The organism is Streptomyces botrytidirepellens (genome assembly GCF_003721215.1).
GTDB classification, from domain to species: Bacteria; Actinomycetota; Actinomycetes; order Streptomycetales; family Streptomycetaceae; genus Streptomyces; species Streptomyces himastatinicus.
Genome location: NZ_RIBZ01000767.1, coordinates 1 through 11,002, shown reverse-complemented (window position 1 = coordinate 11,002; position 11,002 = coordinate 1). Strand labels below are relative to the sequence as shown.

Here is an 11,002-nt window from a genome sequence, read left to right as displayed (position 1 = left end):
GGAAACCGTGTTTCCGGAGCCCGGCGGCCGTAGCCCAGGGCCGGGGTCAGTCGGCGATCGGCAGATAGACCCGGTTGCCCGCGGCGGCGAACTCGCGGGACTTCTCCGCCATTCCGGCCTCCGCCTCCGCCTCGTCCATCGCGTCGCCGTGCTCGCGGCGGATGTCGTGGCTGATCTTCATCGAGCAGAACTTGGGCCCGCACATGGAGCAGAAGTGCGCCGTCTTGGCGGGCTCCGCCGGAAGCGTCTCGTCGTGGAACGAGCGTGCCGTGTCCGGGTCGAGGGCCAGGTTGAACTGGTCCTCCCAGCGGAACTCGAAGCGGGCGTCGGAGAGCGCGTCGTCCCAGGCCTGGGCGTCGGGGTGGCCCTTGGCCAAGTCGGCGGCGTGGGCGGCGATCTTGTAGGTGATGACGCCGGTCTTCACGTCGTCGCGGTCCGGCAGCCCCAGGTGCTCCTTGGGGGTGACGTAGCAGAGCATCGCCGTGCCCCACCAGGCGATCATCGCGGCGCCGATGCCCGAGGTGATGTGGTCGTAGGCGGGCGCGACGTCCGTGGTGAGGGGGCCCAGGGTGTAGAAGGGGGCCTCCTCGCAGATCTCCTGCTGGAGGTCGACGTTCTCCTTGATCTTGTGCATCGGGACATGACCCGGGCCCTCGATCATCGTCTGGACGCCGTGCTCCTTGGCGATCCGGTTGAGTTCGCCGAGCGTGCGCAGCTCCGCGAACTGGGCCTCGTCGTTGGCGTCGGCGATGGATCCGGGGCGCAGTCCGTCACCCAGCGAGTAGGTGACGTCGTACGCCGCGAGGATCTCGCACAGCTCCTCGAAGTGCGTGTAGAGGAACGACTCCTGGTGGTGGGCCAGGCACCAGGCGGCCATGATCGAGCCGCCGCGGGAGACGATGCCGGTCTTGCGGCGGGCGGTCAGGGGGACGTACGGCAGCCGTACGCCCGCGTGCACCGTCATGTAGTCGACGCCCTGCTCGGCCTGTTCGATGACGGTGTCCTTGTAGACCTCCCAGGTCAGCTCCTCGGCCTTGCCGTCGACCTTCTCCAGGGCCTGATAGAGCGGCACGGTGCCGATGGGCACCGGGGAGTTGCGCAGCACCCACTCGCGGGTGGTGTGGATGTTGCGGCCGGTCGAGAGGTCCATGACCGTGTCGGCGCCCCATCGGGTCGCCCAGGTCATCTTCTCGACCTCTTCCTCGATGGACGAGGTGACGGCGGAGTTGCCGATGTTGGCGTTGACCTTCACCAGGAACCGCTTGCCGATGATCATCGGCTCGATCTCCGGGTGGTTGACGTTGACGGGCAGTACGGCCCGGCCCGCCGCGATCTCCTCGCGGACCACCTCGGGGGAGACGTTCTCGCGGAGCGCCACGTACTCCATCTCCGCGGTGACCTCGCCCCGGCGGGCGTAGGCGAGTTGGGTGACGGCGGCGCCGTCGCGGGCCCGGCGCGGCTGGCGCGGGCGTCCGGGGAAGACCGCGTCGAGGTTGCGCAGGCCGCCGCGGGGCGCGGTGTGTTTGATCCCGTCGTCCTCGGGCCGGGCCGGACGGCCGGAGTACTCCTCGGTGTCGCCGCGGGCGATGATCCAGTTCTGCCGCAGTGGCGCGAGACCACGGCGGACGTCGGTTTCGATGTGGGGGTCGGTGTACGGACCGGACGTGTCGTACAGCGTCACGTCCTGGCCATTGGTGAGGTGCACGCGGCGAACCGGGACCTGGATGTCCGGGCGGGAACCCGTGACATATCCCTTATGCCAGCCGAAATCGGCAGTGTTGTCGCGCATGTGTGCATCCTGCTGAGTCATGAGACCCACTCCCTACGCCGGCATTACCCGGTAACAGGTTCAGCGGTCGGCGCAGCCGTCGCGTCAGCGCCCTCTCAGCCCGGTGCTCCGAGCTCCCGCGATTGCAAAGGTGCCCCCACGCTAACGGTTTCCCCGCATACGTGAACAGGGGGCCTGCCGCTCTTGCGATGATGCGACGGTGACCGCGACACAGCAGGACCACTCGCCCGAGCAGCCCCACCCGTCCGGCCAGCCCCACGGCCACTCCCACGGGCACGGCCACAGCCATGCCCACGCACACGGCCCGGCCGCGCCCGTCTCCGCACGCCTCCGCAAGGTCATCGCGGCGGTGCTCATCCCCTTCGCCGTCGCCGTCGTCGCCGGGCTGGTCGCGCTGTGGCCGGGCGGCCCCGAGCACACCACGCACGGCCGCAGCGGGCTCGGATTCGACCAGGAGACGGTCGCCGGGCGGGTGGTGAAGGTGGAGGAGATCAACTGCGCCGACGCCAACGCGCAGCCGCAGGCGCCCACCGAACCGGGTCAGCAGGGCGCCGCCCCGGCGCCCGGCGGCGCGACCGGCGGGGGCACGGGCGGCGGGAGTGGCGGCGGAAGCAGCGGCAAGACCGTCTGCGAGAAGGCCACCATCGAGGTCACCTCGGGCAAGGACAAGGGCCGCACGTTCCCCGAGATCGTCCAGCCGAACGCCTCACGGAAGTTCAGCGCCGGGCAGGAGCTGAAGCTGGCGTACGCGCCCAAGGCGCCGAAGAACCTCCAGTACTCGGTCTCGGACGTCAACCGCTCGTTCCCGATGGCCCTGCTCGCCGGGGTGTTCGCGCTCGTGGTCGTGGCCGTCGGGCGGCTGCGCGGCGTCTTCGCCCTGGTGGCGCTGGCCATCAGCTTCGGGGTGCTGACGCTGTTCATCCTCCCGGCGATACTCCAGGGCTCGAATCCGCTGGTGGTCGCGGTCGTCGGAGGCAGCGCGATCATGCTGCTGGCGCTCTATATGTGCCACGGGCTGAGCGCCCGCACCTCGGTCGCGGTACTCGGCACCCTGGTCTCGCTGCTGCTGATCGGCGTGCTCGGCTCGCTGTTCATCGGCTGGGCGTCGCTGACCGGCAACACCGACGACCAGACCGGTCTGGTGCACGGCCTCTATCCCAACATCGAGATCAAGGGCTTGCTGCTGGCCGGGGTGATCATCGGTTCGCTGGGTGTGCTGGACGATGTGACGGTCACCCAGACCTCGGCGGTGTGGGAGCTGCGGGAAGCGGACCCCACGACGAGCCGCCGCAAGCTCTACGCGGCCGCGATGCGCATCGGGCGGGACCACATCGCGTCCGTCGTGAACACCCTGGTGCTGGCGTACGCGGGCGCCTCGCTTCCGCTGCTGCTCCTCTTCTCGATCGCGGACAGCGGGGTGGGAACGGTGGCGACGAGCGAGATCGTCGCGGAGGAGATCGTCCGCACGCTGGTGGGCAGCATCGGACTGGTGGCCTCGGTGCCGGTGACCACGGCGCTGGCCGTCCTGGTGGTCTCCGCGGACCACGCGCCGGACGGCGACAAGTCGCATAGCGGCGGGGCGAGCGGCGGCGGACGGGGGCGCGGACGGCGCCGCCGGGCGCGGGCACGCTGACCGGCGCGTACGGGCACGTACGTACGCCTGTCGGCGCTACGCGTACCGGTCCTCGGCCAGGATGCGGTCCAGTTCGGCGTCGAGGTCGCCGACCGGGTCGCAGGCCGCGGGCTCCTCGCCGAACGGGACGAGCCGGTCCGTACGGTCCAGGAAGGCCACCAGCGGCGCCGCCCCGGCCCGGAACAGGGCTCTCTCGGCCCCCACCTGAAGTCTGATGAACACGTCCGAGAGCCCTTCGGGCGAGGCCGGCGCGATCCGCACATCGCCCTCGCCGGAGGGTTTGCTGAGCCCGTCCAGCAGCAGTTCACGGGCGAAGGCCCAGCTCACCGGCGCGTCGCCGGGCAAGTGGAAGGTGATCTCGACCGCGTAGGGATCGCCGCTGTCGTACGACAGCTCGACCGGGATCCGGAAGGACAGTTCCTGTGAGACCAGAAAGGTCATCGTCACTTCCGCCTGGACTGTGTCACGCATGTCACGCATCGTTCGCCGCCCCGGGTAGTTCAGACTTGGCCGACTCTGGAGCGTAGCGACTCGATTGCGGGGCGGAGTCGCTTTGCCTCATGTGAGGGAACGGAAATGGCCAGTGTTGCCGTGGTGGAACCCACGGGGCCGGGCGACGCCGGCCCGGTGCGCGGGCGATCAGGGCCGGTTCAGCGGCCGTGTCGATGTTCGCTGTCGTCAACAGGCACCCCCGGGGTGTTGTTGCGAGGCAGACGCCGAGATGGGGAACGTCGCGGACTCGCACTCTAACCACAGTGGTGCCGTGGGGCCGATGTTTGGCTCCCCGGTATCCCTCGCGCGGCGTACCCGCCGCGCGGGGTCACCCGTCGTGGGTCACCAGTCGCTGCGGGAGGAGGAGGTGAACTTCCGTACGACGTAGATCAGACCGCCGATCAGCGCCACCAGCAACAGCGCCTTGAAGAGCAGGCCGATGACGAAGCCGACCACGCTCATGATCAGCCCGCCGAAGACGGCGAGGACGAGAACCGGCACCGCGATCCATGTCACCCACCACGGCAAGCCCTGGAATATGCCCTTCGCGGCCACTTTCGCTCCCTGCTTTCTCCTGACCGGATGGGACCGGTTCATGAACACCGGTCCCGCTGCCTTCGATGCTAGGGCGGGCAGGAACCGGACGGACGGCTTCCATCCCCCGTCCGTCCCTGACCGGACCCGTAGGGGACCGGAGCGCTCCCGTCAGCTTTCCGGGGGAGAGAACACCACCATGACCCGCAGGTCCTCGGTGATGTGGTGGAACTTGTGCGCCACGCCCGCCGGTACGTACACCACACTGCCGCGCGCCACCTGGGTCGTCTCCATGCCCACCGTGATCGACGCCCGGCCGCTCATCACCAGGTACACCTCGTCCTGGCTGTGCGGCGCCTGCGGATCGGCCTGGCCCGCGTTCAGCGCGTACAGCCCGACCGACATGTTCCGCTCGCGCAGGAACTGTAGATACGCGCCGTCGTTCGCGGCCCGCTCCGCCTCCAGCTCGTCCAGCCGGAACGCCTTCATTCGCCTCTCCACCCCTGCCTGCGATGCCCCTGCCCGTCTCCGGGCCTGTCTGCGACGATCTCAACCATGAAGAATTTGCTCGTCAAGACGCTCGCCAACGCCGGCGCCCTCGGCGTCGCCATCTGGCTGCTCAAGGACATCACGCTGACCGGTGAGAACACCGGACGTCAGACGATCACCCTCATTCTCGTCGCACTGCTCTTCGGAGTGGTGAACGTGGTGGTGAAGCCGGTCGTCAAGCTGCTGGCATTTCCGCTGTTCATCCTCACCCTCGGACTGATCACCCTGGTGATCAATGCCCTGATGCTGCTGCTGACCTCCTGGCTGGCCGGGAAAATGGATCTCAGCTTCCACGTCGAGGGCTTCGGCACGGCCTTCCTCGGTGCCCTGGTCGTTTCCATAGTCGCCTGGGCGCTGCACGTCGTCCTGCCCGATGACAAGGACTGACCGCGGCCGGGGATGATGACAGGTATGAGAGCCCCGTCGCCCTATCGTGTCTGCTTCGTCTGCACCGGCAACATATGCCGGTCGCCGATGGCCGAATCCATCGTCCGCGCCCATGCCGGAGAGGCCGGACTCGACGGCCTCGTCGCGTGGGACAGCGCGGGCACCGGCCCCTGGCACGAGGGCGACGGGGCCGACCGTCGCGCGATCGCCGTGCTCACCGACCACGGCTATGAGCAGGATCACGTCGCACGGCAGTTCCAGCCCGCGTGGTTCGCCGACCTCGACCTGGTGATCGCCCTGGACGGCGGCCATCTGCGGGAGCTGCGCGCCCTGGCGCCCACCCCGCGGGACGCCGCGAAGGTGCGGCTGCTGCGCGACTACGACCCGGATGCCGACCCGGACGCCCCGGGCGGCCTGGACGTACCGGACCCCTACTTCGGCGGGACGGACGACTTCGAAGAGGTCCTGGAGATGATCGAGGCCGCGAGCGGCGGGCTGCTGGACGCGGTCGCCGAGGCCCTCGGCAGCGTCGCCGAGGCCGTCGACAGCGTGTCGGTCGCGCCCGGTGAGGAGCGCGTATGACCGGCGACGGCACCCGGGCCGTCCGTGCCGGACTGCCCGAGCCCGAGCGTTACGAACCGGCGCTGCCCGGCCCCGTCTTCGCCGCGCACTACCACCTCCCCGGCGAGGCCTCCGGTCCCTTCACCTACGGACGGGACGCCAACCCCACCTGGTCCCGGCTGGAGGAGGCGATCAGCGAGCTGGAGTCCCCGGACGCCGACGCCGAGACAGTCGTCTTCGCCTCCGGCATGGGCGCCATCGCGGCCGTCCTCCTGTCCCAGCTGCGGCAGGGCGACACCGCCGTCCTGCCGTCCGACGGCTACCAGCTGCTGCCCGCGCTCGCCGAACGGCTGCGGAGCTTCGGCGTCCGGGTGCGCACCGCCCCCACCGGCGGCGACGCCCAGCTGACCGCCCTGGACGACACCACCGGGCTGCTGTGGCTGGAGACCCCGTCCAACCCCGGCCTCGACGTGTGCGACATCCGCGGGCTCGCCGAGGCCGCGCACGCGCGCGGCGCGCTGGTCGCCGTCGACAACACCCTCGCCACCCCGATCGGCCAGCGCCCCCTGGAGCTGGGCGCGGACTTCTCCGTGGCGAGCGGCACCAAGGCGCTCACCGGCCACGGCGACGTCCTGCTCGGCTACGTCACCTGCCGCGATCCGGAGCTGGCCGCCGCCGTGCGCGGCTGGCGCAAGACCGTCGGCGCGATCCCCGGCCCGATGGAGGCCTGGCTCGCCCACCGCTCCCTGGCCACCCTCCCGCTGCGCGTCGACCGGCAGGCCCGGACCGCCCTCGCGCTCGCCGGGGCGCTGCGCGACCGGCCCGAGGTCACCGGGGTGCGCCACCCCGGGCTGCCGGACGATCCGGCGCACCCGGTCGCGGCCGGGCAGATGCGCGGCGGGCGCTTCGGCTGCGTGGTCTCGTTCACCCTGCCCGGCAAGGAGCACGCGGAGCGGTTCCTGACCGCGCTGCGGCTGGTCGACGACGCCACCAGCTTCGGCGGCGTGCGCTCCACCGCCGAGCGGCGCGGCCGCTGGGGCGGCGACGCGGTGGCCGAGGGCTTCATCCGCTTCTCGGTGGGCGCCGAGGACCCGGACGATCTGGTCGCGGATGTGCTGCGTGCGCTCGATGAGGCGCGTGACGGCGACTGAAGGGGGCCGAAGGCGGCCGAAACTCGCCGTGCGGCTCGCGCGCGGGTACGCCTGACGGGCGTCTCAAGCCTCCCCCCTCGTGGCTTGAGACGCCCCGGTTCTTCTCGTGGAGAACCGCTTGAACAAGGCTAGTTGACTCAGCGTCAGTGTCCAATCACAGTAGCGACATGGACCTATCGGCATATTTATAGTTGGCATGCGGCGGGGGTGCGTCGAGGCGAGGGGAACCGCATGGATCTGGCCCTCTTACGCACGTTTGTCACGGTGCACCGCGCCGGGTCCTTCACCCGTGCCGCCGCGCTGCTCGGACTCTCCCAGCCCGCCGTCACCGGCCAGATCCGCACCCTGGAGCGGCAGCTGGGGCGGCCGCTGTTCCTCCGTACGGCGCGCGGTGTCATCCCCACCACCGTCGGGGAGGAGCTGGCCCACAAGACCGCCCCGCACCTCGACGCGCTCGTGGAGATCACCGAGGCCGGGCTGGACGACCACTCCCCGCTGCGCACCCTGCACCTCGCCGGTCCCCCGGAGTTCACCGCGCTGCGCGCCCTGCCCGCGCTCACCACGCTCGTCACCCAGGGGCTCGCGCTGCGGTGCGCGTTCGGCAGCTCCGAGGAGCTGTTCAAGGGGCTCGGGGCGGGCCACCACGACCTGGCCATCACCACCGCCCGGCCGCGCGGACGGCCCCTGGCCGCCACCCCGCTGTGCGACGAGGAGCACGTGCTGATCGCGTCCCCGCGCTGGGCGGCCCGGCTCGGCGGCTCAGCCGTCCTCCAGGTCAAGGGCGCGAGCGCGCTGGAGGCGCTGCCCGTGGTCGAGGTCCACGAGAGCCTGCCGCTGGTCAGCCGCTACTGGTCGGCCGTCTTCGACACCCGCCCGGTCACCTCCGGCACGGTCATCGCGCCCGATCTGCGGGCGGTGCTGGCGTGCGTCGCGGAGGGCGCCGGGCTCGGCGTACTGCCGCGCTACCTGTGCATGGACGCCCTCGACGCCGGGGAGGTGGTGGCGCTGCTCAACCCGCCGGTGCCGCCGCTGCGCACCTATTTCCTGGTCGTGCGGACCGGTGGGCTCGCGGTGCCGCACGTCGCCCGGGCGCACGAGTGGCTGCTGCGCGCCGCTGTCGACTGGTGAGCCTCTGTCGGCTGGTGAGTATGGGGTTTCAGCCGGGGACGGCTGCGGCAGATGTCCTGCATGACCGAACGACCCGTGGTCAAACGCACCGCCCGCGCCATCCTGCTCGACGGCGACACCGACCCGCGGATGATCCTGATCAAGCGGACCAAGCCCGGTCAGGAGCCGTACTGGATCACCCCCGGCGGCGGGGTGGAGCCCGAGGACACCACCGTCGTCCAGGCCCTGCACCGCGAGGTGGACGAGGAGCTGGGCGCGAAGGTGACGGATGTGGTCCCCGCCTTCGTCGACACCGTCCCGCACCCGGACGGGGGCGCACCGGACGGCGTCAAGGTGCAGCACTTCTTCGTGTGCAGACTCGCCTCGATGGACCTCAGCAGGCGGCACGGCCCGGAGGTCGAGGAGCCCTGCGGGGAGTACGAGGTCGTACGGATCCCGTTCACCCGCGAGGGGATCGCCTCCGTCGGGATGGTGCCGCCGTCGCTGCGCGCCTATCTCGACGCCAACGTCGAGGGCGTGCGGGCGCTGCTCGCGGACGACCTCGGCTGACCTGCGCTGGCCTGTTCCGACCAGCCTTCCTCAAGGCTGATCAGCGGAACCAGCCGCTGAACGGCTGCGGTCCCTTCTCGGCCGCCCGTCGGCGCGCCTCGGCGAGCACCCGCTCGGCCTCTTCCAGCCACTCCTCGGGGCGCGCCGGGCGCTCGGCAGGGGGCGTACGGCGTCCCTCGCGCGCCTCGGCGGCGGCGCCGAAGAAGTCGCCGCCCTTCCGCTTGACGTCGTCCGTCCCCCAGGCCCGGCCCTGCTCCGGCTCACGGGGCCGGTCGGTGCGCGGCCCGTCCCCGGCGCGGCCGCGCCCCCGCGCGGGCACCTTCTGGAGGTGGGGAATGTGCTTGGCGCAGTGGATGTACGCCTCCTCGACGGCCACCTCGACCCAGACGACCGCACGGCGGCCCGGCACCGGGTCGACCGGCAGGCCGGGGTGGCGGGAGCGCATCTCGTCGTCCTCGACCACCCGGGCCCGGCCGTTGACGTGCAGCCCGATGCGGTCGCGGAAGAAGTCGACCATCAGGATGCCGACGTGCGGGTTCTCCTCGATGTTGCCGAGGCTGGCCAGCACGCCGTTCCCCCGGTACTCGGGGTAGGCGAGGGTGCGTCCGTCGAGCACTTCGAGAAAGCCGGGCGGCCCGGCGCGGAAGGTGCTGTCGCACTCCCCGTGCCGGTCGGAGGTGGCCAGGAAGAACATCTCCTGGCGCCCGATGAACTCCCGCATCCGCACATTGAGGTGGTCCAGCACCTGCTCGTCGTAGAAGCGGTCGGCGCGATCGGCCGTGCCCAGGCGCTGCTGGAGGCGATGCTCGCCGTCGCTCCCCGGACGGCCCGTGCGTTCCAGGCGCTCCGCACGGTGGCCGGGTGCCGCGGCAGCCGCCCGCTCGTGCCCGACGTCGTCCACAGTTCCTCGTCCCCGTTCTGCTGTCGCCGTCTGTCTGCTGCTTCCCGGCTACTCCGCCGCCGCCATCAGTTCTTCGATGGAGTCGTGCCGTATGCGGTGGGACGGGACGCCGATGCCCATCAGCGCGTCCACACCGCTGCGGATCATTCCGGGCGGGCCGGAGAGATAGGCATCGAACGCGTTCCACGGGCCGTATTGCCGCACGGCGTCGGGAAGTCTGCCGCTGAGCCCGCTCGTCGGCCCGTCGGAGACCACCGGCCGGACCGAGAGCCAGGGGTGCCGCTGGGCGAGCCGCAGCATGGTGTCGATGTCATAGAGGTCGTGGTCGCTGCGGGCGCCGTAGAAGACCTCGACCGCCCGCTGGCGGCCGTGCTCGGCGACGTCCTCGACCAGCGCCTTGATCGGCGCGATGCCGGTGCCGCCGCCCAGGCACAGCAGCCCGTTGTCGGTCGAGTGGTCGACCGTCATCGAACCGGCGGGCGGGCCGAGCCGGATCACATCGCCGGGGCGCGCGCGGTGCACCAGCGCGGAGGAGACCCATCCGGCCGGTACCGCCTTCACGTGGAAGGACAGCAGGCCGTCGGCGCGGGGCGCGGAGGCGAAGGAGTAGTGCCGCCACACCCGCGGCCACCAGGGGGTCTCCACCGAGGTGTACTGGCCCGCGAGAAAGGGGTACGGCTGGTCCGGGCGGACGGTGACGACGGCGATGTCGGCCGTGCGCGGCTCGTGCCCGACGACCTCGGCCTGCCACCACGCGGGCGCGCGCAGCTCGTCCTCGGCCGCCGCGTCGATCATGATCTGGGAGATCGCGGTGTAGGCCCGGACCCATGCCGCCTCGGCCTCGTCGCTCCAGGTGTTGGTCGCGTACCGGGTGAGCGCGGCGAGCAGGCACTCGCCGACGGCCGGATAGTGCTCGGGCTGGGTGCCGTACTTGCGGTGCCCGCGGCCGAGCCGGGAGAGGAAGTCGCCGAGGATGTCGGGGTCGTCGATGAGCCGGGCCGCGGTGAGGATCGCCTTGAACAGCCGGTCGCGCTGGGCGTCCATGGCGGCCGGGAAGAGCGGCCGCAGCTCGGGGTGCTGGACGAAGAGCAGCGCGTAGAAGTACGAGGTGACCTTGTCGCTCACCGGCTCGATCTCGGCCATGGTGCGGCGCAGCAGGATCGCGTCGGGCGAGGCGGTCTCGGGAGCGGTGAAGACGGATTCGGCGGCGGGCCGCGCGCCCTGCGGGGCCGGTCCCTCGTCGGGGCGCTGATGCTCCTCGCGGCCGGCCTCGGGCGGCACCGCGGACGCCGGCGGCACCGCGGACGCGGGGGCGACGGGGGATGCGG

Annotated in this window: 12 protein-coding genes; 6 read left to right on the top strand and 6 right to left on the bottom strand. The window is 71.3% G+C overall.

What is annotated here, in order from left to right; genetic code table 11:
* Positions 1-46 precede the first annotated feature (46 nt).
* Complete coding sequence (gene thiC, locus EEJ42_RS39090) at positions 47-1,810, bottom strand: phosphomethylpyrimidine synthase ThiC (protein ID WP_123106907.1); 1,764 nt, start codon at positions 1,808-1,810, stop codon at positions 47-49.
* Positions 1,811-1,988: 178 nt separating this feature from the next.
* Here thiC and EEJ42_RS39085 point away from each other — a divergent pair, with 178 nt between their 5' ends.
* Entirely contained in the window at positions 1,989-3,422 is a 1,434-nt protein-coding gene (locus EEJ42_RS39085) for a YibE/F family protein (RefSeq protein WP_123106906.1), read from the top strand.
* A gap of 36 nt (positions 3,423-3,458) precedes the next feature.
* On the opposite strand, the gene EEJ42_RS39080 is transcribed toward EEJ42_RS39085, so the two are convergent.
* The 3 genes from EEJ42_RS39080 to EEJ42_RS39070 all read right to left on the bottom strand — a co-directional run bounded on the left by EEJ42_RS39080 (position 3,459) and on the right by EEJ42_RS39070 (position 4,937).
* Positions 3,459-3,893, bottom strand: a complete 435-nt coding sequence (locus EEJ42_RS39080) for an SsgA family sporulation/cell division regulator (RefSeq protein ID WP_009716535.1) — start codon at positions 3,891-3,893, stop codon at positions 3,459-3,461.
* Positions 3,894-4,256: 363 nt separating this feature from the next.
* Positions 4,257-4,511, bottom strand: a complete 255-nt coding sequence (locus EEJ42_RS39075; protein WP_123106910.1) for a DUF5326 family protein — start codon at positions 4,509-4,511, stop codon at positions 4,257-4,259.
* A gap of 108 nt (positions 4,512-4,619) precedes the next feature.
* A complete protein-coding gene (locus tag EEJ42_RS39070) occupies positions 4,620-4,937 on the bottom strand; it encodes a cupin domain-containing protein (protein ID WP_123106905.1) in 318 nt (105 codons plus the stop codon).
* A gap of 66 nt (positions 4,938-5,003) precedes the next feature.
* On the opposite strand from EEJ42_RS39070, the gene EEJ42_RS39065 reads away from it, so the two are divergent.
* The 5 genes from EEJ42_RS39065 to EEJ42_RS39045 all read left to right on the top strand — a co-directional run bounded on the left by EEJ42_RS39065 (position 5,004) and on the right by EEJ42_RS39045 (position 8,773).
* The gene (locus EEJ42_RS39065; protein ID WP_123106904.1) at positions 5,004-5,384 is read left to right on the top strand and encodes a phage holin family protein; all 381 of its coding nucleotides are present in this window, start codon (positions 5,004-5,006) and stop codon (positions 5,382-5,384) included.
* Between the two features lie 24 nt (positions 5,385-5,408).
* Positions 5,409-5,966, top strand: a complete 558-nt coding sequence (locus tag EEJ42_RS39060; RefSeq protein WP_123106903.1) for a low molecular weight protein-tyrosine-phosphatase — start codon at positions 5,409-5,411, stop codon at positions 5,964-5,966.
* Complete coding sequence (locus EEJ42_RS39055) at positions 5,963-7,096, top strand: cystathionine gamma-lyase (RefSeq protein WP_123106902.1); 1,134 nt, start codon at positions 5,963-5,965, stop codon at positions 7,094-7,096. Before EEJ42_RS39060 ends, EEJ42_RS39055 begins: the two co-directional genes overlap by 4 nt.
* 231 nt (positions 7,097-7,327) lie before the next feature.
* Positions 7,328-8,224, top strand: coding sequence for a LysR family transcriptional regulator (locus EEJ42_RS39050; RefSeq protein ID WP_123106901.1), 897 nt, complete (start codon positions 7,328-7,330; stop codon positions 8,222-8,224).
* Between the two features lie 60 nt (positions 8,225-8,284).
* Positions 8,285-8,773, top strand: a complete 489-nt coding sequence (locus EEJ42_RS39045) for an NUDIX domain-containing protein (protein ID WP_123106908.1) — start codon at positions 8,285-8,287, stop codon at positions 8,771-8,773.
* Positions 8,774-8,813: 40 nt separating this feature from the next.
* Here EEJ42_RS39045 and EEJ42_RS39040 read toward each other — a convergent pair whose 3' ends face one another.
* Entirely contained in the window at positions 8,814-9,674 is an 861-nt protein-coding gene (locus EEJ42_RS39040; RefSeq protein ID WP_425473030.1) for a pyridoxamine 5'-phosphate oxidase family protein, read from the bottom strand.
* 48 nt (positions 9,675-9,722) lie between these two features.
* The coding region (locus EEJ42_RS39035; protein WP_246097647.1) for a globin domain-containing protein at positions 9,723-11,002 on the bottom strand (1,280 nt) is incomplete at its 5' end.

Excerpts from the sequence above, each read along its gene's own strand:
- thiC (WP_123106907.1), bottom strand. The coding sequence starts at position 1,810 with ATGACTCAGCAGGATGCACACATGCGCGACAACACTGCCGATTTCGGC.
- EEJ42_RS39080 (WP_009716535.1), bottom strand. The coding sequence starts at position 3,893 with ATGCGTGACACAGTCCAGGCGGAAGTGACGATGACCTTTCTGGTCTCA.
- EEJ42_RS39075 (WP_123106910.1), bottom strand. The coding sequence starts at position 4,511 with ATGAACCGGTCCCATCCGGTCAGGAGAAAGCAGGGAGCGAAAGTGGCC.
- EEJ42_RS39070 (WP_123106905.1), bottom strand. The coding sequence starts at position 4,937 with ATGAAGGCGTTCCGGCTGGACGAGCTGGAGGCGGAGCGGGCCGCGAAC.
- EEJ42_RS39065 (WP_123106904.1), top strand. The coding sequence starts at position 5,004 with ATGAAGAATTTGCTCGTCAAGACGCTCGCCAACGCCGGCGCCCTCGGC.
- EEJ42_RS39060 (WP_123106903.1), top strand. The coding sequence starts at position 5,409 with ATGAGAGCCCCGTCGCCCTATCGTGTCTGCTTCGTCTGCACCGGCAAC.
- EEJ42_RS39055 (WP_123106902.1), top strand. The coding sequence starts at position 5,963 with ATGACCGGCGACGGCACCCGGGCCGTCCGTGCCGGACTGCCCGAGCCC.
- EEJ42_RS39050 (WP_123106901.1), top strand. The coding sequence starts at position 7,328 with ATGGATCTGGCCCTCTTACGCACGTTTGTCACGGTGCACCGCGCCGGG.
- EEJ42_RS39045 (WP_123106908.1), top strand. The coding sequence starts at position 8,285 with ATGACCGAACGACCCGTGGTCAAACGCACCGCCCGCGCCATCCTGCTC.